This is a genomic window from Trichocoleus sp. FACHB-90 (assembly GCF_014695505.1).
Taxonomy (GTDB): domain Bacteria; phylum Cyanobacteriota; class Cyanobacteriia; order Cyanobacteriales; family FACHB-T130; genus Funiculus; species Funiculus sociatus.
Genome location: NZ_JACJOK010000073.1, coordinates 1 through 23,514 on the forward strand (window position 1 = coordinate 1; position 23,514 = coordinate 23,514).

General features: G+C 46.2%; 21 protein-coding genes, 1 tRNA gene and 1 riboswitch. Of the genes, 12 read left to right on the plus strand and 10 right to left on the minus strand.

All coding sequences use genetic code 11. The annotated features are described in order from the left end of the window. Window positions 1–304: 304 nt before the first annotated feature. The 3 genes from H6F74_RS31140 to btpA all read right to left on the minus strand — a co-directional run bounded on the left by H6F74_RS31140 (window position 305) and on the right by btpA (window position 4,611). Window positions 305–2,461: a CHASE2 domain-containing protein gene (locus H6F74_RS31140; protein ID WP_190444338.1), complete on the minus strand. Its 2,157-nt coding sequence runs from the start codon at window positions 2,459–2,461 to the stop codon at window positions 305–307. Between the two features lie 207 nt (window positions 2,462–2,668). Next, on the minus strand, window positions 2,669–3,646 hold the full coding sequence (locus H6F74_RS21215; RefSeq protein ID WP_190444173.1) for a vitamin K epoxide reductase family protein: 978 nt from the start codon (window positions 3,644–3,646) through the stop codon (window positions 2,669–2,671). A 122-nt stretch (window positions 3,647–3,768) separates the two neighbouring features. Then, on the minus strand, window positions 3,769–4,611 hold the full coding sequence (gene btpA, locus H6F74_RS21220; protein WP_190444174.1) for a photosystem I biogenesis protein BtpA: 843 nt from the start codon (window positions 4,609–4,611) through the stop codon (window positions 3,769–3,771). A gap of 458 nt (window positions 4,612–5,069) precedes the next feature. Here btpA and rimO point away from each other — a divergent pair, with 458 nt between their 5' ends. The 3 genes from rimO to thrC all read left to right on the plus strand — a co-directional run bounded on the left by rimO (window position 5,070) and on the right by thrC (window position 9,358). Further along, window positions 5,070–6,392: a 30S ribosomal protein S12 methylthiotransferase RimO gene (gene rimO, locus H6F74_RS21225; protein ID WP_190444175.1), complete on the plus strand. Its 1,323-nt coding sequence runs from the start codon at window positions 5,070–5,072 to the stop codon at window positions 6,390–6,392. 187 nt (window positions 6,393–6,579) lie between these two features. After that, a complete protein-coding gene (locus tag H6F74_RS21230; RefSeq protein ID WP_190444176.1) occupies window positions 6,580–8,010 on the plus strand; it encodes a DEAD/DEAH box helicase in 1,431 nt (476 codons plus the stop codon). Window positions 8,011–8,248: 238 nt separating this feature from the next. Next, a complete protein-coding gene (gene thrC / locus H6F74_RS21235) occupies window positions 8,249–9,358 on the plus strand; it encodes a threonine synthase (protein ID WP_190444177.1) in 1,110 nt (369 codons plus the stop codon). Window positions 9,359–9,408: 50 nt separating this feature from the next. Here the strand turns inward: thrC and H6F74_RS21240 are convergent, their stop codons facing one another. Further along, window positions 9,409–9,921, minus strand: coding sequence for a hypothetical protein (locus tag H6F74_RS21240; protein ID WP_190424285.1), 513 nt, complete (start codon window positions 9,919–9,921; stop codon window positions 9,409–9,411). Between the two features lie 148 nt (window positions 9,922–10,069). Between H6F74_RS21240 and H6F74_RS21245 the strand changes: the two genes are divergently transcribed. Together H6F74_RS21245 and H6F74_RS21250 are read left to right on the plus strand one after the other, a co-directional pair. Beyond that, window positions 10,070–10,996: a YihY/virulence factor BrkB family protein gene (locus H6F74_RS21245; RefSeq protein ID WP_190444178.1), complete on the plus strand. Its 927-nt coding sequence runs from the start codon at window positions 10,070–10,072 to the stop codon at window positions 10,994–10,996. Window positions 10,997–11,084: 88 nt separating this feature from the next. Then, window positions 11,085–11,831: a Uma2 family endonuclease gene (locus H6F74_RS21250; protein WP_190444179.1), complete on the plus strand. Its 747-nt coding sequence runs from the start codon at window positions 11,085–11,087 to the stop codon at window positions 11,829–11,831. A gap of 141 nt (window positions 11,832–11,972) precedes the next feature. Here the strand turns inward: H6F74_RS21250 and H6F74_RS21255 are convergent, their stop codons facing one another. Then, window positions 11,973–12,896, minus strand: a complete 924-nt coding sequence (locus H6F74_RS21255; RefSeq protein WP_190444180.1) for a competence protein CoiA family protein — start codon at window positions 12,894–12,896, stop codon at window positions 11,973–11,975. Between H6F74_RS21255 and H6F74_RS21260 the strand changes: the two genes are divergently transcribed. Beyond that, window positions 12,886–13,038 (plus strand): hypothetical protein, encoded by a 153-nt coding sequence (locus tag H6F74_RS21260; RefSeq protein ID WP_190444181.1) that lies wholly within the window; start codon window positions 12,886–12,888, stop codon window positions 13,036–13,038. The genes H6F74_RS21255 and H6F74_RS21260 overlap by 11 nt on opposite strands. Window positions 13,039–13,169: 131 nt before the next feature. On the opposite strand, the gene H6F74_RS21265 is transcribed toward H6F74_RS21260, so the two are convergent. Then, window positions 13,170–13,973, minus strand: a complete 804-nt coding sequence (locus tag H6F74_RS21265; protein WP_190444182.1) for a DNA adenine methylase — start codon at window positions 13,971–13,973, stop codon at window positions 13,170–13,172. A gap of 543 nt (window positions 13,974–14,516) precedes the next feature. Continuing rightward, window positions 14,517–14,613, plus strand: a riboswitch (TPP riboswitch). Between the two features lie 6 nt (window positions 14,614–14,619). Between H6F74_RS21265 and thiC the strand changes: the two genes are divergently transcribed. Then, window positions 14,620–15,993: a phosphomethylpyrimidine synthase gene (thiC, locus tag H6F74_RS21270; protein ID WP_190444183.1), complete on the plus strand. Its 1,374-nt coding sequence runs from the start codon at window positions 14,620–14,622 to the stop codon at window positions 15,991–15,993. A gap of 64 nt (window positions 15,994–16,057) precedes the next feature. Here thiC and pyrE read toward each other — a convergent pair whose 3' ends face one another. Next, window positions 16,058–16,675 (minus strand): orotate phosphoribosyltransferase, encoded by a 618-nt coding sequence (gene pyrE, locus H6F74_RS21275; protein WP_190444184.1) that lies wholly within the window; start codon window positions 16,673–16,675, stop codon window positions 16,058–16,060. Window positions 16,676–16,774: 99 nt separating this feature from the next. Here pyrE and H6F74_RS21280 point away from each other — a divergent pair, with 99 nt between their 5' ends. Continuing rightward, on the plus strand, window positions 16,775–17,245 hold the full coding sequence (locus tag H6F74_RS21280; protein ID WP_190444185.1) for a hypothetical protein: 471 nt from the start codon (window positions 16,775–16,777) through the stop codon (window positions 17,243–17,245). Next, window positions 17,223–17,507: a hypothetical protein gene (locus tag H6F74_RS21285; RefSeq protein WP_190444186.1), complete on the plus strand. Its 285-nt coding sequence runs from the start codon at window positions 17,223–17,225 to the stop codon at window positions 17,505–17,507. The genes H6F74_RS21280 and H6F74_RS21285 overlap by 23 nt, the downstream gene beginning before the upstream one ends. Window positions 17,508–17,585: 78 nt before the next feature. On the opposite strand, the gene H6F74_RS21290 is transcribed toward H6F74_RS21285, so the two are convergent. Continuing rightward, a tRNA-Ile gene (locus H6F74_RS21290) sits at window positions 17,586–17,658 on the minus strand. 343 nt (window positions 17,659–18,001) lie between these two features. Here H6F74_RS21290 and H6F74_RS21295 point away from each other — a divergent pair. Together H6F74_RS21295 and H6F74_RS21300 are read left to right on the plus strand one after the other, a co-directional pair. Next, on the plus strand, window positions 18,002–18,691 hold the full coding sequence (locus tag H6F74_RS21295; protein ID WP_190444187.1) for a hypothetical protein: 690 nt from the start codon (window positions 18,002–18,004) through the stop codon (window positions 18,689–18,691). Between the two features lie 90 nt (window positions 18,692–18,781). Then, the gene (locus H6F74_RS21300; protein WP_190444188.1) at window positions 18,782–20,242 is read left to right on the plus strand and encodes a hemolysin family protein; all 1,461 of its coding nucleotides are present in this window, start codon (window positions 18,782–18,784) and stop codon (window positions 20,240–20,242) included. 11 nt (window positions 20,243–20,253) lie between these two features. Here the strand turns inward: H6F74_RS21300 and queC are convergent, their stop codons facing one another. Then, complete coding sequence (queC, locus tag H6F74_RS21305) at window positions 20,254–20,946, minus strand: 7-cyano-7-deazaguanine synthase QueC (protein WP_190444189.1); 693 nt, start codon at window positions 20,944–20,946, stop codon at window positions 20,254–20,256. 373 nt (window positions 20,947–21,319) lie between these two features. Between queC and H6F74_RS21310 the strand changes: the two genes are divergently transcribed. Continuing rightward, on the plus strand, window positions 21,320–22,393 hold the full coding sequence (locus H6F74_RS21310) for a Gfo/Idh/MocA family oxidoreductase (RefSeq protein WP_190444339.1): 1,074 nt from the start codon (window positions 21,320–21,322) through the stop codon (window positions 22,391–22,393). 50 nt (window positions 22,394–22,443) lie between these two features. Here the strand turns inward: H6F74_RS21310 and H6F74_RS21315 are convergent, their stop codons facing one another. Next, window positions 22,444–23,388 (minus strand): GDSL-type esterase/lipase family protein, encoded by a 945-nt coding sequence (locus tag H6F74_RS21315; RefSeq protein WP_190444190.1) that lies wholly within the window; start codon window positions 23,386–23,388, stop codon window positions 22,444–22,446. Window positions 23,389–23,514 lie beyond the last annotated feature (126 nt).

A 23,514-nucleotide genomic window follows, 5' to 3' on the forward strand; every position in this document is an offset into this window, starting at 1 on the left:
TGCCGTTTTTGACGACGTGAGTTGACTGACAAACGGGGCAAGTTGGTTGGGAATCAGACATAGAGCTTCTGATGGAACTGTATTTCTCCTATCCTTACATCTTTAGGACTACCAAATTTTAGTAGTGCGTCCAGGGTTTCACATGGTCGCTTATCCGAGAACTATTGACACAGCACTTGCACGTATATAGGACTGGCAATGCTTACAGCGATTTAGTGTTGCGGCTTCCCTGTAAGCGCCAAACATCGGGCGTTTCCCCTTATAAAGCACCTCAAATTCCGCATGGCAGCAGGAACCGAAAAACTTAAGATAATACAAATTGATTCCGACCCTGTTCTTTAGCGCGGTACATAGCGGAATCAGCATTTTTAATTAAAGTATTTAGCTCATTACTATCGAGGGGATAGACGCTAATACCTATACTGACCGTTACGAAGACGGTATCTCCATCCAGCACAAAAGCGCGAGAAAGAGTTTCTAGAATTTTTTCTGCTACTGTGGCGGCATCTTGCACTTTCTTAATAGCTGGAAGAATCACCGTAAACTCATCGCCCCCCAACCGCGAGACAGTATCGCTGCCGCGCAAGCAAGCCTTTAGCCGTTGGGCTACAATTTTTAGCAGCAAGTCGCCCTTATCATGTCCGAGCCTATCATTAACCTGCTTAAAGCCATCCAAGTCAAGAAACAGGAGCGCAACCAGCTGGTTATTGCTATTAGCCCATTGCAAAGACTGATGCAAGCAGTCGTGGAAGTGTTGGCGGTTGGGTAGACCTGTTAGCGGGTCGTGATAGGCAAGATGACGCAACTGCATTTCTTCTTGTTTTAGTTCAGCGTTATCACGGGTCAATTCTGCCGCTGTTCGCTTCAGTTCTTCTTCCAACTGCTTGCGCTCAGTAATATCGCGAATCACACCGACTAAAAATATATTGCCAGCAGCATCTTTGTGAAGCGACCTTTTGGTGGCAATCAGATGAGTATTTCCCACGGCATCGGTAAATTCTTCCTCATTTTCCTGCTCTTTACCAGTTTGGAAAACCCGTTCGTTGTTCTCCCAAAAAACATCAGCTTCGTGTTTAGAGAAAAAGTCATAAGGGGATTTCTCAATTAATATTTCCAGGGGATAACCGCTGAACTTACAATATGCCTGATTTAATATAATCCAGTGATGTTCTGTGTCTTTGACAAAAATTGGGTCAGGAATAGTATTAATAACTGTCTGCAAAAAGTCTTTAGAGCGTTTTAATTCCTCCTTGAGATAGGCTAGATGACCTGTGATGACAAGGGCAGATCCATTTAACGCCAGCAAAGGAGGAATAATAGGTATCCACCAACCAATTAAAAAGGCGAGGTAACAGATACCAATCAGACCCGTACCCGCTAAAAACATACTGATAACCGACTTTTTGGGAAAAGGCAATCGCCAACTGACACTGGCACCAATCCAGCACCAGCCGAAAATCCACAAAGCTTCTACTAGGTCAGACCAGGTATTGATTAAGGGGCGTCCATCGAGGGCGGCGGAGAGGATTTGACTTAAGAAATCGGCGTGCAACTCAACGCCAGAAATGGGCTGTGCGGCCTTGACGAGATTATTACTGTAAGGGGTGTAGAAGAAATCCTGAAGGCTGGAGGCAGTTGAACCAATCAAAACAACGCGATCGCGCAACAAGCCGGGTTCTACGCGGTTGGAGAGAATGTCTGACATGGAGACAATCCGAAAGCCAGAGGGCCGGCGAAAGTTTGCCAAAATTTGATATCCTTTGGCATCAGCCTGCACATAAGCACCGTCAGTGGACTCAAAGCGGCGAAACACAGCCTGACCCAGCTGCAAATCCCTGGGATTAATCCGCGATCCTTTGGGCGTAATACCTTCCGCCTTGAGATAAATTAAAGCCAGCTGGAGCGCAAAACTTGTATGCCGTTTGCCATTCACGTGCCAATACAGAAGACTGCGGCGCACCTTGCCATCAGGGTCAACAACAACATTATTAAAACCAAATTGGTTGTTCAACTTCAGCGGCGGTGGCGGTGGGACACCTAAGCTTTTTTCATCTGGAAGTAGTTCTATCCCTATCAAGTTGGGGATGGTTTCACAAGCTTTGATAAATTCTCTATAACCGGGTTTAACTGGCAGATCGCGATAAATATCTAGTCCAATAGCGCGAGGTTTGAAGGCATTTATTTTCTGCAACAAAGTCGCCATGACAGCATCAGGGATGGGCCATTGTCCCACCTGCTGCAAGTCTTTTTCATTAATTTCGACAATAACTACTCGCTCGTTGGGAGATTCTGGGGGACGCAGACGAAATACTTGGTCTAAAGCAGACAATTCCCAGGACTGCAAAAATCCAGCAAAACGCAGAATTATAACGCAGCTCGCTACAGTCGAGGAGGTAAGTAGGACTCTGCGCTCTTGATGGAACCATTGCCTGAGTCTTGCCCATAAAGTTTGTTTCACTATCTGGGTTGGCTGCACGATTTTGCCAAAAGTTCAATTTTCTTATATAGACTATGGTGCTATAGCTTGATGGAATAGTGGCAGGAATATCCGTATGAGCGATCGCTGCAAAACTTGCGCCTCCAATAGCAGCCCTCCCTTGCCAGAGCTAGAAGCATTTCTGGCTCTGGCATAGCGGGCGGTTTACCAGGCTTCTACACACAAACTTTTTTAAGGAGCGGGCCAAGAATAATTGAAATTACGGGGGCCTTGATAGCCGGATAGATCGGCTAGTTTCTCCAAAGATTGGACACCAGCGACAGGTTGACCCTTAATTTGCCAGGTTGGGTAGCTTTTAATCCCAGCACTGACGCAGGCATCTGGCTGTGCATTTTTGCCATCAGCAGCACACTCAACTAGGCCGAGTTCATTTAAACCCTCTTTACCAAACAGCTGCTTTTGCTGGTAGCAATGGGGACACCAATAAGCGCTATACATCTTGGCTCCAATTTGGTTGAGATGACGCGCCAGAGCAATTTCAGCAGGGCCGGATTTGGTGGTAACTTCCCAGCCAATCCCAGGTTGGGGCGAACCCACTGGATTAAGGATTGCACTGGGATCTTGATTGGGAGCTGTTGGGTTCGTTGCCAGTGATGACTTTGTGCTGGCATAGACACCCAGAGTGCCAATTAACGCCACCATGCCAACCACAATACCAGTAAAGAAAATTTGCCCAATATCTTCCCAGGCACGACCTATCAGCGTCAGCACCAACAGGCTAAAGGAGAACAAGGCGGAGGCAAGGCAATACAGACAAACGGCTTTAATTTCAAATGCCAGCAAATACAGCAGATAGCCGCTGAAAATGGTCATGGCAGTGCCACCAGCAAACAGCAGCAGCCAAGTCCAGTTATCAAGTTTCGAGTGCAGGTCTTTCTTTTCGGCTGGGTTGACTGCCATCGGTGCTAGGGCGAAACCCGCCATACTGATGTAAGCCAGCAAACCAAACAAAGTTAAAGGTAGACCAAAGACGGTCGCGTAGGGGCTGGAGAGGACTTGTTCGCAGCCAGTGGTGGGACAAGCGGCTGCACCTCCTGTTAACTTAACAACGGTGAGATAACCAGTTACTAAGGCACCTAAAAGAGCGATCGCAGCTATTAGAAGGCGCGACCAGCGATGAATCCAAGGAGTAGAACGTCGGCGACTCATATCAGTAATGCGGTATGAGGACTGTAAGCGCAAGCTGAGGTATTAAGACGTAAAAAGTTTTAGTTGTTGTTTTTCGGGTTAATACACAACTAAAAACTAACAATTGATTTCACAACTAACAACTACAAACTGACAGAGGAAACTGACTTTTGTTCCGATTTTGCTGGAACGCTGCGTCGGGTTGCTTCCACAAATTGGCTAACACGAATCGGGTCAATCGGCTGCTCAATTCGCCCGTGGCGCTTGAGAGAACTGGAAACTATTACGCCGTCTGCTGCTTGTATCAGCGTCGAAATATTTTCCCAGCTGGCTCCACTGCCAATAAATACTGGCGTGCCGTTGGCGGCGGCGCTTGCCAGTTCCAAGTCTTCGAGAGTGGGCGGGCTGCCTGTCGCCCAACCGCTGAGGATAACACCATCTGCTAACCCTCGCTCGATTGTCTCTTGTACGGCTGTTGTCAGATTCGGGGAACCCAATGGGCGACCATGTTTTACCAAAACGTCTGCCAAAATTTTGACATTGCTGCCTAGTTCTCGACGGTAGCGCAGCAGTTGATGCGCCTCTCCCTCGATCAGCCCTTGGTCGGTTGCCATCACGCCTGTGAGGACATTGACGCGGATAAAGTGGGCTTGGACGCAGGATGCGATCGCGATCGCGCTATGAGCATCATTGCGTAACACATTGATCCCCACTGGTAGTGTTACCAAATTCATCAGCCGCTGCACAATCAGGGTCATCGCACTGACAACAGCTGGATCTACCTGGTTTTTCGTAAAAGGGGCATCAAAAAAATTTTCTACAATAATGCCGTTCACGCCGCCAGCACTCAGCGCTGTCGCTTCTTGCTCAGCCCGATCGATAACCGCTTTTAGGCTTCCCCCCCAGCGAGGGGATGTCGGCAGCGGCAGAAGATGAACCACGCCAATAATTGGGTTCGGTGTCTTGAAGATTTGATTTAAGTCCACTTGTCTACCTGAAAACACCGACGAATTTTTGCCACACCTGTAGGCTAACCTCCAGCGTCTGCAAAAATAGTAGTGAAATGAATCGCACCTCGGATGATGCCTCTATAGAATTTTATCTGTTTAAGCGGGTCTACCCCTTGATCATTTTTGATCCCCAGTGGCTACTAGATTGGAGCATCGATGGAAAGTAAGGCTTTTTGGGGCATTCTTTTAAAATCTCTACCCTTGTCCACCAGGCAGGGTAGGGAGCTTCAACTAGAATCGGCTCTTAGCCCCTTGGGGAAAGCAAATCAAGCTACTTTCTCACCAAGGCTAATTGCATTTCCACGATCTGCTTTTTTCCTCCCAGTCTGGCACACTTGGCGAGGTAGTACACCGCTGTGCGTTAAATTAAGTTACAATATTTTAGCCTTGAGCGAACTAACAAATTTTTTTCCTACAACTTTCTTACAAACGGCATGGGCAATAAGCCAACAATTGCGATATCCCACTTGGGCTGTGAAAAAAACCGAATAGATACCGAACATATGCTGGGTCTGCTGGTACAGGCAGGCTACCAAGTAGATACTAATGAAGAATTAGCAGATTATGTTATAGTAAATACATGCAGTTTTATTGAAGCAGCAAGGGCAGAGTCAGTCCGCACCTTGGTAGAACTGGCGGAAGCGAATAAAAAAATTGTGATCGCAGGCTGCATGGCGCAGCATTTCCAAGAGCAACTGCTGGAGGAATTACCAGAAGCGGTTGCAGTCGTGGGCAGCGGCGATTATCAGAAAATCGTCGATGTGATTCAAAGAGTTGAAGACGGCGAGAGGGTCAAACAGGTTTCATCTGAGCCGACCTACATTGCCGATGAAACGACACCTCGCTACCGCACGACATCAGAAGGTGTCGCGTACCTGCGGGTAGCGGAAGGATGTGATTACCGCTGTGCGTTTTGCATAATTCCTCATCTCAGGGGAAATCAGCGATCGCGCTCGATTGAATCCATCGTTACCGAAGCCCAACAGCTAGCTGCTGAAGGCGTACAGGAGTTAATTCTCATATCACAGATCACCACAAACTACGGTCTGGATATTTACAAAGAGCCAAAACTGGCTCAACTCCTGCGGGAACTAGGGAAAGTGGACATTCCTTGGATTCGGATGCACTATGCCTATCCCACTGGTCTAACGCCCCAGGTGATAGAAGCAATTCAGGAGACACCTAACGTATTGCCTTATCTAGATTTACCCTTACAGCACTCTCATCCGGACATCCTCCGCGCCATGAACCGACCTTGGCAAGGACAGGTTAATGACCAAATCATTGACCGGATTAAAACGGCGCTTCCCGATGCTGTGCTGCGGACAACGTTCATTGTCGGCTTCCCAGGCGAAACAGATGAACATTTTGAACATCTGCTGGGGTTCGTCGGACGGCATGAGTTTGACCATGTAGGTGTATTTACTTTCTCACCAGAGGAAGGAACCCCAGCGTACAACTTGCCCTCTCAACTCTCCCAAGAAGTGATGGAGGCACGCCGGGATGCTCTGATGGAAGTCCAACAGCCGATATCCTTGAAGAAAAATCAAGCCCAAGTGGGTAAGGTAGTGGATGTTTTGATTGAGCAAGAACATCCAGAAACAGGCGAACTAATTGGTCGATCAACCCGGTTTTCCCCGGAGGTGGATGGATTAGTGTACGTTGAAGGCGATGCTCCTCTGGGATCGATAGTATCTGTAGAAATTACAGACGCTGACATCTACGACTTATATGGTCATGTCGTCGCTCAATCCTGAAGGCTGAAGGATCAAGAATAAAAGCTCTCATGCTAAAAAATGAAGGCTGAAGCATAAAGATAAAAGATAGTTTTATACTTCAAACTTCATACTGCTCTTACGCGCCCTTATCTCTATTATTCAGGCGCTTTGCTAACAATCGCTTCACTGCGAAATTGCACACTGTACTAACTAAGAACAAACAACTATGACCCTTTCGTTCACAAGCTTGGGACTATCAGAAGCCCGTGTTCAGCAGCTGGAAAAACTAGGCTTTACTGAGCCCACCCAAATTCAAACACAAGCGATTCCGCAGATGCTGGCAGGCCGGGATGTGGTGGGACAATCACAAACCGGAACTGGTAAAACAGCTGCTTTTTCGCTGCCAATTTTGGAGCGGGTAGATATCAAAAATCCCGCAGTCCAAGCTTTAATTTTGACACCGACGCGAGAGCTGGCGCAGCAAGTCTCGCAAGCAATTCGCACCTTCACAAGTGAGCGCCGCTTGGGAGTGCTAACAGTATATGGTGGTCAATCGATTGACCGACAAATCCAGTCCCTGAGAAAGGGCGTGCAAGTTGTGGTGGGAACACCAGGACGGGTGATCGACTTGCTAAATCGAGGCGACCTCAAGCTGGATCAAGTCAACTTTTTGGTTTTGGATGAAGCCGATGAAATGCTGAGCATGGGGTTTATTGATGATGTGGAAACCATCCTCAAGCAAGTTCCATCGGAAAGGCAAACGGCATTTTTCTCTGCCACAATGCCTCCCACAATTCAGAAGCTGATCGCTAAATTCCTGCGATCGCCTATTATGCTCACAGTTGAGCAACCCAAAGCAGCTCCATCGCGAATTAACCAAGTAGTTTACATGGTGCCGCGCGGCTGGTCAAAATCCAGAGCTTTGTTGCCCATCCTGGAACTAGAAGATCCCGAATCTGCTTTGATCTTCGTGCGGACGCGACGCACCGCAGCAGAACTCACCAACCAGCTGCAAGCCGCGGGACACAGTGTAGACGAGTACCACGGCGACCTGAACCAACAAGCACGGGAGCGTCTATTAATGCGGTTCCGGCAACATCAGGTGCGTTGGGTGGTTGCAACAGATATTGCCGCACGCGGTTTAGACGTTGACCACCTGAGCCACGTAATTAACTACGATCTACCTGATAGCGTGGAAAGCTACATCCACCGGATCGGCCGTACTGGTCGCGCTGGTAATGGCGGAACAGCTATTTCTCTGATTCAGCCAATGGATCGGCGCAAGCTGGTGCTAATTGAGCGGAAAGTCCGCCAAACCCTGAAAATTGTCCCGATTCCCACACGGGCGGAAATTGAAGGGCGGCGTTTGGAAAAACTGCAAGCTCAGGTACGGGAAGTATTGAGCGGCGAACGCATGGCTTCCTTCTTGCCAGTGGTAGCGCAGCTAGGTGAAGAATACGACGCTCACGCGATCGCAGCAGCAGCACTGCAAATTGTTTACGATCAGACTCGTCCTTCTTGGCTGTCAAATGAGGCAGAAATGCCCCTGGACGACCGCCAAGGTTCTAAGCCAAAGCTGGTCAAGCGCCCCAAACCAGAAGTCAAAAGTCAGGATACAGAGGTCAGAAGCCCGAAGCCAGAAGGAATTCGGAATTAAGTAGGGACTAGGGACTGGGGACTAGCAATAATTGTCCCCTGAACCCTCCTCTGACCAAGCCGATTTTGGATTTTGCGGAGGTTCCAGCTCCGCCTCCGATGATTTTGGATTGGAAAGAACATCGGTAGAAACCTTTAATTAGGTCACAAATCGTAAATGTAAAATCTAAAATCTCCAAGCCCATAGCTTTAGCTATAGGATCAATCCAAAATCAAAAATCAAAAATCGATTGATTGCTGTGGTAACTGTATCTGCGACTAATTCTCCTGCCGTTAACGGCACCCCTGAACGCCCCAGTTGGCCTGGACTAATTGAGGCGTATCGGCAATATCTGCCTGTTACACAAGCAACGCCAGTAGTGACGCTGCTGGAAGGTAATACTCCGCTGATTCCCGTTCCCGCGATCGCGCAAATTATCGGGAAACAGGTACGAGTTTTTGTAAAATACGATGGTCTCAACCCCACTGGTAGCTTTAAAGACCGGGGGATGACGATGGCGATTTCCAAGGCGAAGGAAGCCGGGGCAAAAGCTGTAATTTGTGCCAGTACCGGGAACACTTCAGCAGCAGCCGCAGCCTATGCCCGTCGCGGCGGGATGAGGGCATTTGTACTCATTCCCGATGGGTACGTAGCCTTGGGCAAATTAGCCCAGGCTTTGCTGTATGGAGCAGAAGTTCTGGCAATTAAGGGAAATTTTGACCAAGCGCTGGAAATTGTCCGGGAAATGGCACAGAGTTATCCGGTCACTTTGGTAAACTCGGTGAACCCCTACCGTTTGGAAGGACAGAAAACGGCGGCTTTTGAAATTGTAGAAGTTTTGGGAAATGCCCCTGATTGGCTCTGCATTCCCGTAGGCAATGCAGGGAATATAACAGCATATTGGATGGGTTTTTGTCAATACCATCAAGACGGGAAATGCGATCGCTTGCCTCGAATGATGGGATTTCAAGCATCTGGCGCGTCTCCTCTAGTTACGGGGAAGGTAGTGACGAATCCAGAAACCTTGGCAACAGCAATTAGGATCGGCAACCCGGCAAACTGGGAGAAAGCGATCGCGACGCAACAAGCAAGCCTTGGGCAGTTCGCAGCAGTGACAGAGGAAGAAATTTTGGATGCCTATCGTATGTTGGCATCACAAGAAGGCATTTTCTGCGAACCCGCCAGCGCTGCTTCCGTCGCCGGACTTCTAAAGGTGAAAGACCAAGTTCCTGCGGGCGCTACCGTAGTGTGCGTCCTCACGGGCAACGGCCTTAAAGACCCAGATACGGCGATTAAACACTCCCAAAATTCCTTTAAGCAGGGAATTGAGCCAGAAGTAGCAGCAGTGGCTCAGGCAATGGGATTTTAAACCATGTCATTTGGTATCGCCTGTCACTGGTAGAACAGGCGATAAACCTGTCAGTTGTCAGTTGTTGGTGGTTGTTTGCTTTTCCACTGACCATTGACTCCTGACGCTGGACTTTCTTGGCGAGTCATGCGTTCGCGGCTAAGCCTATCTAAGGTATCCCCGATAGCCGTAGTCAGAGTTTTACGAGTTTGAGCATGACTTGCCTGTTCAGATTTTAAGTCGATTGCAAGGCGATCGCGCTCAACCATCGCCTCCATAAGTTTCGTTTTCAATTCCTCAAAGTTTTGCAGCTGTTCCACTTCCTCTACAATCGCCGCCACAGCACCAGGATCATCCGCCTTGGGTTGCGGCAAACTTTGGATTTGCTGTAGTTGGCTTGTGAGCTTTTTAATCTGTTGCTGAGCAAGACGTGCCTCAGTTCGGCGTTGCTGCGCTTCTGTGGCGTACAGCTGCCGCCAGGATGCAGCACTTTCTAGCGCCGCATCGCGATCGCGCTCTAACTCTACTATTTGCTGTTTTAGCGCCTTAATTTCACTCAACCACTGCGATACCTCGTGGCTCATTAAAAACAGCTCCTCATCCGTTGCAACGATCGATTCTGCAAAATTTGTCCAATCCTAATAAAACATTATGGATAATTTCACCCGATCCCTGTAACCTTGGCGATTGATTTGGCACATTATAGGAAACGTTGTAGCCAAAACCAAAATAATGCGATCGCTGCGCTTTTTCCGTTTCTTTCGACATCTGGGCTGGGCAACCTTAAAGAAAACCTTCCAGCGGGTAGCCCAAAGGCGGTTAACGGGTCACTCAGCAGAAATGGCATACAACGCCATGTTAGCTCTGTTTCCTGCTATCTTGGCTATCCTAACCGCCATTGGGCTGTTTGAATTTTCAACATCCACCTTTGACCAGCTGGCTGGTCAATTAAGTGAGGTTGCCCCTAAAGAAGTTCTTTTTCTGATTGAAGGTTTTGTCGCAGAAATTAGCCACTCTAGAAATCAAGGGCTGTTTTCCATCAGCTTCCTTGCCGCAATTTGGGCTTCCTCTGGGGCCTTAAGTGCCGCTATGAACGCTCTGGATCAAATCCATCAAATCCCCCCTGAGCGAACTCGACCCTTTTGGAAAGCCAAGTTAATTTCTCTCGGACTAACAATTGGCACAATTTTACTATTAATTACAGCTTCTTTTCTCGTATTTATCAGCGATCTAATTGTGCGATTCGTCGCTTATCAAAGTGGTCTTATAGGGTCAGGATTGCTGGCTGTTTGGCGCCTTTTTAGCTGGCCTATGGCGCTTATAATCGTCGCCTCAGCTTTTGCTTTTATTTATCGTTATGGCCCCAGCCGCTGGGTTAAAGGAACGCCAATTATGCCGGGGGCAATAGTGGCGGCAGTATCTTGGGCGATCATATCAGCTTTGTTTCGGCTTTATGTGTCCAACTTTGGCAATTACAACAGAGCTTACGGCGCAGTGGGTGCTGTTATCGTTTTAATGCTATGGCTTTATATGAGTTCTTTGGTACTTTTAATCGGCGACCAGCTCAATGTCACAGTCGGAGAATCAATGAGGCAATCAAGAAAGGCAAAATTGGCATCTTTAGAGGTGGATTCGCCGCCAGAATCGGAAGCAGGATAAATTTCAATTTATCCTGCTTTTTTAGGATGCGATCGCTCTCCTACCCAAACCTAAAATAGATATAATTCCCTCCAAAATACGCAGTTCTATGACTCTTGCCAACTCTCCGGAACTAGACATTACCCATCTTCCAGATCACACCGGGTTGCCCGACTCGGACGGTACTTTCGTGAAAAACTTCCAAGAACATCCTCAAAGCATTCTACTAACTGATTCTATTAGACCTATATTGCAGCAACTTCATCCCGATAATCAATACGCTATCGGTCAAGATTGTGGCATATATTGGCGCATCACCGAACCTCCAGAAAGAGGCGCAGAAGCACCAGATTGGTTTTACGTTCCCAAAGTACCGCCGATGCTGAACGATCAGTTTCGCCGTTCTTACGTCTTATGGCAAGAATATATTGCGCCATTAATAGTGCTGGAATTTGTCTCTGGGGATGGTTCCGAAGAACGAGACAATACACCCATTACTGGCAAATTTTGGGTATATGAACAGGCGATTCGTGTCCCTTTCTATGGCATTTATGAGGTGAAGAAAGCCTCAGTGGAAGTGTACCACCTGGTAGACGGTCGCTATGAACTCATGAAGGCAAATGAGCGCGATCGCTATCCAATTTCTGCGATAGGCGTTGAGTTAGGCATCTGGCAAGGACAATATCAAAATATGGAAGCGCCTTGGTTACGTTGGTGGGATGCACAAGGAAATCTCTTGCTGAGTAGCGATGAGCAACTTGAACAAGAACGCCTTCGGACTGAACAAGAACACCTTCGCGCTGAAAGATTAGCAGAACGTTTACGCCAGATGGGAATTAATCCTGATGAAGTGTGATTGCTACTGAAGGGGACGCGATCGCGCTTTGACCGAATTCCTAACTTGTGCAGAAGTGAGCGCGATCGCAGGATTTGCCTATAAATGTCTAGAGTGCGATCACCAAGATGTTTATTTGTCGGCTATATGGATAATTTTTTATCACAGAGAACAGACACAATAGTAACCAACATCGAAAACTTCCTTTTTGTAAACATCTCCTTTATAGTGTGAAGCTGTTATGTAATCAAAAAGATAATGATTGCCTATGAAAGCTCTGCATTTTTTACAAGTGTTAGCCCTATATCTTCTTCCCACGGTGCAGCTGTATTGGAAAATAAGCCATGCGCCTTTTTCATTGGCAAGTTTGACATCAGAATCCGAAAATTCGCTATGAGAAATATAACCTGCCTCTCCATGTATAGCTGCAACTTTCATTTGTGCTGCACATTTCCAACAGTGAGCATCCATAATTAACAAATACTTTTTACTTTTATACCTGCCACAATCACTACACTTAGGATTTCGACATAAAGCAATTTTGTCTGGCTCTATTATAGGATTGTCCAGCCGATTAATATCTTCATCTGTTTTCAAGAGGTACTGGATTAGTATAATTCGATTTTGTTCGTAATAATCCAACGCAGATTGTTCAGGAGAGTGACTTACAACTACTTCAATAACTGCAATCACCTTGTTGTCTTTGTCTAACAAGGCAATATCAGGTTTGCACGCCCCCAAATTATGCTCAAGTTTAACCTGAACCGCCTTTTGTAGTAAATTACCAGTATGCGGATTAGGACAATACTCGCACTTCCATTTTATATCTAATGAGAGCTTGCTTTCTAAGTGTTGCTGAATTTTATCACACAACAAAGTCTTGAAGATGTAATGCAGGTCTGTCTCAGGGCTACAGTTGATGCTTAAAGTTTTATGAGCAAAGTGGGGACGTTTTATCTTGCCCCTGCGGAGAATTAACTCCCTATTACAGTTCGGACAAATGTAATACTGACCTTTCTGTGCGTTGGCAGCTTTTATCAAATGCCCTTCTTGAGTATATGCAACTGAGTAAAGAATGTTAGACATTTTTATAGCCAAAATAATCTCTACTTATGCTAACTCGATGATGAATCACTACATCCAGGGCGATCGCTCTCACACTCCAAACCGCACCGCAACGGGATCGCTTAAGCTTGAGTGGATGGGATGCGATCGCTTAAACTTGTAGCTTGGTTCTTCTTTTCTAACTATTTATACGGTTTACCGCTTGCATCCTTAGTGGCTTTATATCATCTATTGTTTATTAGTATATTCACTTAATCATACAGTTTTCTAAGCTGTCAACCTAAACACAAATAACTAATAATTTTTTATAAATAATTCCTTTCCTTTAGCTGCAAAATCTTTTTTGTAATTATTCATTCCATACTGTAACTCCCATTCTGTTATTTTAGCAAAGCTGAATAGATCCCTGATTTTTGGTGAGTCATCGTATGTAATCAACCACCTGCAACTGCATTTTTGTAGATTAGCTGCAAATCGTTCGTGATCGAATGAAGTATGTAAGTCTCCTTTCACTCCATATAGCTTCGATTTTGTGGCTTTCCAGTATGGGGGATCGAAAAATAAAAAGATATTTCCTCCATCTTCAAACAACAATTTTTCATAATCCCCATGCGTTACCTTAACTTCTGATAAATGGGGAGAAATTTGTCTCAGTCTTTCAATAGAAGATTCAGTAAACCGCTGTTCAAAAGCTTTTTGAGAATAGCCCCCTGAGTCAACTACTCCAGAAAAAGTGATACGATTCATAATGAAAAAGCGAACCGCTCTATCAAATTCAGTGTAAACATTGGTTTGATCTGTAAAATAAGCGTATAAATCTCTACCATTGGCATACTTTTGGCGGAACTGCATAATTGCATTTACTAATTCTTCAATCTTGTCTTTAGCATTTTTCCAAAAGCAGTATAGATCATAATTTAAATCATTTATCCAGTAACGTATCGGAAAACGATAATGCGTTTGCTTAAACCCTAAAAACACCGAACCACCTCCGACAAATGGTTCTCTAAACTCCTCAATATCTAGAGGAATATGATATATTATTTTTTCAAATACCCTAGATTTTCCTCCAGGGTATCTTAGAGGACTTTTTTTCATATTGCTGGTTCCCAGATATCGAAATATAGCAATCCTATTCGAGTTGTTATCTAGCCCTTCAGATACCCGACTTCTTAGAGAAGTCGGGTATCTCGTCTTCACAAATAACTTATGGATGTTAGAGATAAATTATAATTAATATACGTTTTTAGGTTTAAGGTTTCAAGCATTTTTACTGGCTTTTCTTTAAGCATATTTTTATATATTAGATTGCTCAATATAACTTTTTTATATAATTGCTAACGACACATAGGGAAATGTCGAGAAAATCTTATTTGAAGTTAAATTTTATGTAAAAGTATCAATTGATAATTAGCAATTTATTCTGTCTTCGTTGTTACATAAACGCATTTTGAAAAAGCAAGATTGTTTTCTGGACAATCCAGCGCAATCAGTCGAAATATTCATGTCTATTATGACACCAGTTAAAGTTTCCCCAGCTATTCCCGTCAAGCCAAGACATCTGCCACCTCACAGAGTGATACAAAACATCAAGTTTTTGCAACCAAAGAGTCTTCACCAGACCTAGGTGGTACAATCAACAACCATAGCTAGGGGTGCCTGAAACAACCAGGCTGAGATAGTCCCTTAGAACCTGAGACTGGGTAATACCAGCGGAGGGAAGCTGTTAATAGAGGAAATCAATATGCGGACAGAATGGGTCGCCAAGCGTCACGGGCAGAGCAATGTCACTCAAATGCACTATGCTCGTCAGGGTGTCATTACTGAAGAAATGCAGTATGTGGCACAGCGGGAAAATCTCCCAGTTGAGCTAATTCGGGACGAAGTGGCGCGGGGGCGAATGATTATCCCCGCCAACATCAACCACACCAACCTAGAACCGATGGCTATTGGTATCGCCTCTAAGTGTAAGGTGAATGCCAATATCGGAGCCTCCCCCAACTCTTCCAATCTGGATGAAGAAGTCGATAAGCTGAAGCTGGCGGTGAAATATGGTGCCGATACCGTGATGGACTTGTCCACAGGCGGCGGTAACTTGGATCAGATTCGCACGGCAATTATCAACGCCTCACCTGTGCCAATTGGAACTGTTCCTGTGTACCAAGCTTTAGAAAGCGTCCACGGCACAATTGAAAAGCTTACCCCCGATGACTTTCTCCACGTCATCGAGAAACACGCCCAGCAGGGAGTGGATTATCAAACCATCCACGCCGGAATTTTAATTGAGCATTTGCCCTTAGTGCGAGATCGCATCACGGGAATTGTCTCACGCGGCGGCGGCATTCTGGCACGGTGGATGCTGCACCACCACAAGCAAAACCCGCTTTATACCCACTTTCAAGACATCATCGAAATCTTCAAAAAATACGATGTGTCTTTCAGCCTCGGAGATTCCCTGCGTCCCGGTTGTCAGCATGATGCCTCAGATGCCGCGCAGTTGGCTGAACTCAAGACACTGGGACAATTGACTCGCAAAGCGTGGGAACACAACGTGCAGGTGATGGTAGAAGGGCCAGGACACGTCCCGATGGATCAAATCGAGTTTAATGTCAAAAAGCAGATGGAAGAGTGTTCAGAAGCTCCCTTCTACGTGCTGGGACCCTTGGTGACAGACATTGCACCCGGTTATGACCACATTACCTCTGCCATTGGTGCGGCGATGGCTGGCTGGCACGGTACGGCAATGCTGTGCTACGTGACACCCAAAGAACACTTAGGACTGCCGAATGCCGAAGACGTGCGTAACGGCTTGATTGCCTACAAAATTGCGGCCCACGCTGCCGATATTGCAAGGCATCGTCCGGGGGCGCGAGACAGAGATGACCAACTCTCCCAGGCTCGTTATAACTTCGACTGGAACCGCCAGTTTGAATTGTCCCTCGACCCAGAACGCGCCAAAGAATATCACGACGAAACTTTGCCAGCAGATATTTACAAAACTGCTGAGTTCTGCTCAATGTGTGGCCCCAAATTCTGCCCGATGCAGACTAAGGTTGATGCGGATGCTTTGACAGAACTGGAGAAGTTTTTGGCAAAAGAACCCGTGACGCAAAGCTAGTTATTTAAAACGCAAAGGTACGCAGAGCGATAATTGCTTTGCGTACCTTTGCGTTTTTAAAACGTTATTTGATTTGAGAATATTGCTGTTGAAGATCCTGAATTGTAAACACAGCCTGAAACTTCAGCCCCTCAGACTGGTATAGCTCGGCACCGCCTTGTTGTCTATCTACTAGAGAAATTACTTCGTCTACACTGTAACCCGCATCTCGCAGACGCTCAACGGCTTTTAAAGCGGATTGTCCAGTCGTAACCACATCTTCTAAAACTACGACTTTCGCACCTGCGGGAAGATCCGGCCCTTCTATGTATGCTTTTGTACCGTGTCCCTTCGCCTCTTTGCGGATAATCAGAGCTGGCAAACTTCGCTTCTCATAGGCGGAAACTACGCTTACTGCTGTCACAATAGGATCGGCTCCCAATGTCAAGCCCGCAACTGCCTGAGTATCCATTGGCAGCAGCGATAATAAAATACGACCAATTGCCAATGCTCCTTCTGGGTGCAGTGTCACCTGCTTGCCGTTAATGTAGTAAGAACTGCGCTGTCCGGAAGATAGAACAAAATCCCCCTCTTTATAAGCTAGACGGCAAAATAAATCCAGCAGATACTGGCGCAGCGTTGTTAAATCGGCAGTAGCAGGTAAAAAAGTTAAATCAGTCTGAGGGAGGATTTCGTTGCTCATCACTTGGACACAGAAGTAGTGGAACTATGAAAATTTGACCATCAATTATCTTAAACTTAAAGACTAGGTATGATTGAGTAAAAGTGGTGGAGGAATGATATGGGAATGCGCTTTACTAATTTAATCGGTGTGTTGGTTCTCGCTGCCGCTTCGAGTGTAATTGCCGAGAGCGCGATCGCACAAAGAGCCACCCTCAGCCCAGTAGGAGTACCTGTCAGCCCTTTCACCCTTGGCATTCCAGATGTTGTGGAACGAGCCTTTTTTGAAGACTCTCAAACTTTTTTTGAAAATAATAGCACCCGCAGGCAATTCAACCTCATATTTGGAGTTGGGGGTATAGATCGAGCATCTTATCCCGATCTCGAAATCGTTCGCGATGCTCAGAGAATTGGTATCCTTTACCGAGAACTCCTTGAACAACAGGTTTCTAGCGATCCAGTAATTCGCACTCCAGATTTACCTAATCCCTTCAATACTTCGATTTTGCAAAGCCCCACTGTCAACGTCAATGTTAGTGGCACTAGGGTAACAGGTAGTGAATTTGTGTTTGAAAGACAGCCTTTCCGCTAAAAAAGGTACATTTAATAAAAATAGTCCTGAGTATTGTAGAGGCTCAGGACTATTTTTGTTAAATGCACCCAAAGCGAATTTATCGCTTAGAAATAAAGAGCTTTGTGATCTGATTTGTCTAACCAATAAAATCAGTAAACATTGCCAAGCCAGAGAAGATGCTAGAAAGCTGGAGCAACAAATAACTGTCTGTGGGTTGGCAGATATAATAAGCACGGTAAAACCTCCGGGCAGCTTTGTATTGACCGCCTTAGTTTCTTAGGTAAACCAATGGAGTAATATAGCCCTGTTCTTTCCTAACTGCCATTGGAAGCTAGACAAAGGTATATTAAATTTCTAATCGGCAGTGCAGGAGTTGAACCTGCCTAACACGAATTATGAGTTCGTTGCCTAAACCGCTCGGCCAACTGCCGTAAAGTAAACGTGTAAGTGTCAAGTATTAGTCTGTTGCCTTAGGAATCAGTCAAAGACACATACTCGACGTTTTTTTAGGACAAGCCTAATAGACAAGGTAATCTGCTGGTATTTACCCTACTTCGACTGCCATTGTATTACAGATACAGTGTTTGCGTCTACTGGTTCGCCAATAAAGAGTAATATTCCTGATATAAAATTATAAGCGCTGTTTGCTAAAAATGAGATAAATTATCGGCGTGGCATTGACAGATTCGCTATCATAGGTTCCACTGCTGTCAGTTAGAAGCTATGTATAGCAGTAAGTCGCTGTTGTGGCAATTTTTATAGCTTGAACAACCAATGAAACTGAATGCAACTGTCGCCCTCACGTTAGTTTTGCTTGCCATGATGTTAGGCGCTGGCTTTGTGAGTGCGATCTGGGGGTTTACGGTGGGGCATGAAGCCCTAAAAGGAGTGACGCAGCCGGATGTGCGTCCTACGAATAAACTGGCTGGTAGCAAGCGGGCAACTCTAGGCAAGGAAGGAGTGGCAATGTTGCGCGAGGCAGATATCCTGAATAATGTCTACTCACAAGTTAGTGGGAAAGGCAAAAACGCTAAGACTGAAAAAAAGGAAGAGGAAGTAAAGAGCGATCGCGAACCTACTACCGAGACTAAGACTCCTGAAGCCCAAACTAACCAGCAGGAGTTCCCGATTACAAGTCAGGACAAGGGCGTTAAGCTGGAGGTGCGCGGGGCGCGTCAAGAGTCCGGTTCTTTGTTGCTGAATGTAAGCTTAAAGAATGAGTCCGGTTCTGCTGTGAGGTTTCTCTATAGTTTCTTGAATGTGACGGACGATCAGGGTCGTGCCTTGAGCGCTGTGACTGAAGGGTTGCCGGGTGAGTTGCCTGCAAATGGGGAAAACTTTTCTGGGACAGTGAGTATTCCCTCGGCTTTACTGGAAGATGCCAAGCAGCTTTCTCTGACTCTGACAGATTATCCCGACCAAAAACTCCAGCTGAAAATGTCTGGGATTCCCGTAGTGCAGTAAGAAATTTAAAATTAAAAATTACTTTTTAAATTTTAATTTGGGATTTTTAATTCTGCCTCACTTGCCCAATACCTAATACCCTCGTTACGGATGGTTACTCCCGTTTTGGTGATTTTGCAGGTAAATGTTTTTCCTCAACTCACCGGGCAAGAGATTCTGCTGAGATTGTTATCGGTGCTACTGCTGATTGCAATCAATGGTTTTTTTGTCACAGCTGAGTTTTCAATGGTTTCGGTGCGGCGATCGCGTATTAACCAGTTAGTCGAAGCTGGGGATGTCCAAGCGCGAACCGTCCAAAACCTGCAACGCACTATAGAAAAGCTGCTATCTACTACTCAGCTGGGTATCACACTTTCTAGTTTGGCATTGGGCTGGATTGGCGAGAGTACGATGGCAGTTTTAGTGTCAGGCGCGATCGCGCATTTGCCGCTGTCACAGGAAGTAAACCGAGCGATCGCCCATTCTTGTTCTTTGCCAGTCGCCTTCTTCCTCATCGCCTATCTGCAAATTGTTTTAGGCGAGTTGTCTCCGAAATCCGTAGCACTGCTTTACTCGGAACAGCTGGCGAGATTTTTGGGACTGCCAATAAGAGCGATCGCGCGTTTCTTCAACCCGTTCATCTGGATTCTCAACCAATCAACTCGCTTGCTCTTGCGGCTGGTCGGCATTCAGTACACTGGTCAAGGCTGGTATACTCGCGTCACGCCAGAAGAATTGCAAATGATTATCACCACCGAGCGCGAGTCTACTGGTTTAGAAGCCGAGGCGCGAGAACTCCTCAACAACGTGTTTGAATTTGGGGAAGTCTTGGCAGGAGAAGTGATGGTTCCCCGTACCAGCATTGAAGCCATTCCCTATGATGCCACCTTCCAGACATTGCTGGATGAAATTGCCACCTCCGGTCACTCTCGCTATCCCGTAACTGGCGAATCCTTCGACGATATTCGCGGCATTATTTACTTCAAAGAATTAGCAGAACCCTTAGCAAAAGGTCAACTGAATCTGGATACACCGATTCAGCCTTGGATTCGCGCCGCCCGATTTGTGCAAGAAGGTCAGCCTTTGAGTGAACTATTACCGGTGATGCAGCGAAGTCACCTAGCAATGGTCATCGTTGTAGATGAATTTGGTGGTACCGCTGGATTAGTGACAATTGAAGATTTGATTGCCCAAATCATCGGCTCCGAGCCAAACTCTGAGAACACAGAAGAGTTAACTGTGCAAATTCTTGATGAGCAAACTTTTCTGGTGCAAGCACAGATGAACTTAGAAGAAGTGAACGAACTTCTGGATCTGAACTTTCCCTTAATTGATGAATATCAAACTTTAGGCGGCTTCCTGCTCTACCAATATCAAAAAATTCCTCTCCAAGGCGAAACCCTGCATTATGACAATCTTGAGCTAACAGTAGTTTCTGCCGAGGGGCCACGCCTGCACCAAATTCGCATTCATCGGCAGGAGCCAGGGAAACCAGAGGATGATGGGGATCAGGGCCGCAAACAGGTACAGGAGAAAGAAATTAGGGGAGTAGAGGAGCAAGAAATTTTTTAGAAGACTTCCGGTTATTGCTGGGAACTCCTCACCGGATAGGGAAGCGGATCTTCTAGCCCCAATTCGGCAAAAGCAGCCAGACGCAATCGGCAAGAATCGCAAACACCACAAGCAACCTCGCCACCAGCATAGCAAGACCAGGTTTGCTCCCAAGGTACGCCCAGCTGATTTCCAAGCTGGATGATTTCCGTTTTCTTGAGGTCTATCAGGGGCGTGATGATAGTAATTGGCTCTCCCTCTCGTCCCTGTTTTGTTCCCAGCCGAAATACTTCTTGCATCGCCTGGATATAGTCGGGACGGCAATCTGGATAACCGGAATAATCTAAAGCGTTTACACCGATATAAACTCGCTGGGCTTTAATGGTTTCTGCATAAGCCAGAGCAAAGCTTAAAAAGATGGTGTTCCGAGCAGGTACATAGGTGACGGGGATACTTTGAGTCATTTCATCAAGCGATCGCCCTTCTGGCACCTCAATGGCGCTGTCTGTGAGCGCAGAGCCGCCCCATAGACGCAAATCAAAGGTCACTACCTGATGTTCTACCACACCAGCTAAACAAGCGATCGCCCGGCTTGACTCTAACTCGCGCTGATGTCGCTGCTGGTAATCAAACGCCAGAGAGTACAACTCGCAGCCCTCAGCTTTTGCCTGGTACAACACCGTCGATGAGTCCAACCCCCCAGACAACAAAACAACCGCTTTCACTTATCAATTCCCCGTCAACATATTTTCTTGTTGTTGTTAATCTTGTCAGTTTCAACTGACAACCGACAACTAATGACAGACCGGAGAGCCTACCCTACCGGATCTTGACAGACTCTCCGGCCTGTCCCAGCAACCGACTCCTCCCCAAATGGACGGGAAAGAAAGTGACACATCCGCCTGCATCAAATTTACAAACCTCAACACAATGGAAGAGAAGTTAAAATCTGGCTTATAGTTTATGAATTTAGACAGAGCTTTGAAATTCTTCACAAATGAAGGCACTATGGTACCATCTGGATCGTCTCAGGCAAGTAACTATTGCTAATTGACCTATACACAGGTGGTGGAGGAGCATACAGGAGTGCAAGATAGCATATCAGGAAGATACCCAGAGGCTCATTTACAGCGCAACCAGCCGCAACCAATCCGCATTGGCGTAATTGGAGTTGGCAATATGGGGCAGCATCACACCCGCGTTCTAAGTCTGCTTAAAGACGTTGAACTGATTGGTGTGGCAGATATTAATGTTGAGCGGGGTTTGGACACTGCAAGTAAATATCGCGTCCGCTTTTTTGAAGATTATCACGACTTAATCCCATATGTAGATGCCGTTTGCATTGCTGTTCCCACAAGGCTGCATCACGATGTGGGAATGACCTGTCTGCAAGCAGGGATTCATGTCTTGATTGAAAAGCCGATTGCTGCCAATATTGCCGAGGCTGAATCTCTGGTAAATGCGGCAGCCGATTCTCACTGTATTCTACAAGTGGGACACATTGAACGCTTTAACCCGGCTTTTCAAGAACTCAGCAAAGTGCTGAAAACAGAAGAATTGCTGGCTCTAGAGGCTCATCGCATGAGTCCCTATTCTCAAAGGGCTAACGATGTCTCTGTGGTTTTGGATCTGATGATCCATGACATCGATCTTTTACTGGAACTGGCAGCTGCGCCAGTGGTTAAGTTGACAGCTAGTGGTAGTCGTGCTTCTGATTCTGGTTATTTAGATTATGTAACTGCGACCCTTGGCTTTGCTAATGGTATTGTGGCTACGTTAACAGCCAGTAAGGTGACACACCGCAAAATTCGCCGGATTGCTGCCCATTGCAAAAATTCCCTCACTGAAGCAGATTTTCTCAATAATGAAATTCTGATTCATCGGCAAACAACCGCCAACTATATGACGGAATATGGGCAGGTGCTTTATCGGCAGGATGGGTTAATTGAGAAGGTTTATACCAGTAATATTGAGCCACTGCACGCGGAGTTAGAGCATTTTGTTAGTTGTGTGCGGGGTGGTAAACAACCTTCCGTAGGTGGCGAACAGGCGCTTAAGGCTCTGCGTTTGGCAAGTTTGATTGATCAGTTGGCTCTCGATGGTCAGGTTTGGCAGGAACCGGACTGGGAGAGTCGTTGTTTAAGTTCTCCAAGTGTGGCGATTTCCTATTGAGACAATTAAAAATGCCAAATTAAAAATTAAAAATTGAGTAATCCCTATTTTTAATTTTTAATTGGCAACGCTCGCCCAATTTCTTGATTAACCAGCTGGTTTCCTTCGATGCTGAGGTGTATATGATCTCGGTACAGGCTTTCTGGCTGCTGTTTTGAGTTGATAATTGGTAGAAAATCTATGTAGGCAATATTTTGCGCCTTTGTCAAGTCAATCAGGCGCTTTCTTGCTTCCAATTCATAATCGCGGGGGCCAGGTTCACCGATTTCTCGCTTTAGAGGTGTCATCGCAAGCATTAAGCTGGCACCTTTTTGATCTGCTATTGTCTTAATTTCTCGGATTGCTTCTAGATTAAATCCGACGCGATCGCCTGATTCTGCGTTCACCTGTGCCATCTCTGAGGGCGGCTTGTATGGCAATACATAGCGACTGAAGGCTTCTACTATCCCAAGTGGCGGTTTCTGGCTGGGGTAGAAGCGATCGCGCCCGACTGGTATCGAAGTTGGTGCCGTACCGAATAAATCGTCGGTATTAATCAGCAATACAATTATCTGAGCGTCAAACGTACCAAATCGCTTGATGTAAGCTAATTCATTACGCGGACACCAGGAATTCGCTGAAGCGTTGAGAACTTCCACCTGTTTAAAAGTATTACTATCGATAGATGATTCCAACAGCTTAGTCAGCATTGCCGAAAGCGTATTGGTTTGATCCGTCCACCAGCCACCATTAGCGATGGAATCTCCCAACAACAGCACCCGCATCGTAGACTCTGGGAGAGTTTCGGTTATTTCCGGGCTTCGCATCGAATATTGATTTATTTCTATCCGGTTCCCAAACCTGCGAGTCCGCTGATTCGGTGCTAATAAATAACCAATCTGCTCATCGGCAACGTAAATGAGGGGATTACCAAAACCAAACAGCAGGCGCAATCCCACTTCTACTACCACTACCAACCCCACAACAACTGCTAAAATAACCAGCGCAATTTTCACGGATAATCTCCCTCAACGACAAAGTTATTAATATGCCCAACGACTGAAGTCGTGGCTACATAAACAAAGCCCGGATGGTGCGCGGGCTAGAGTGATGTTTTGTAGACTCTACAGGTGCAAAATATA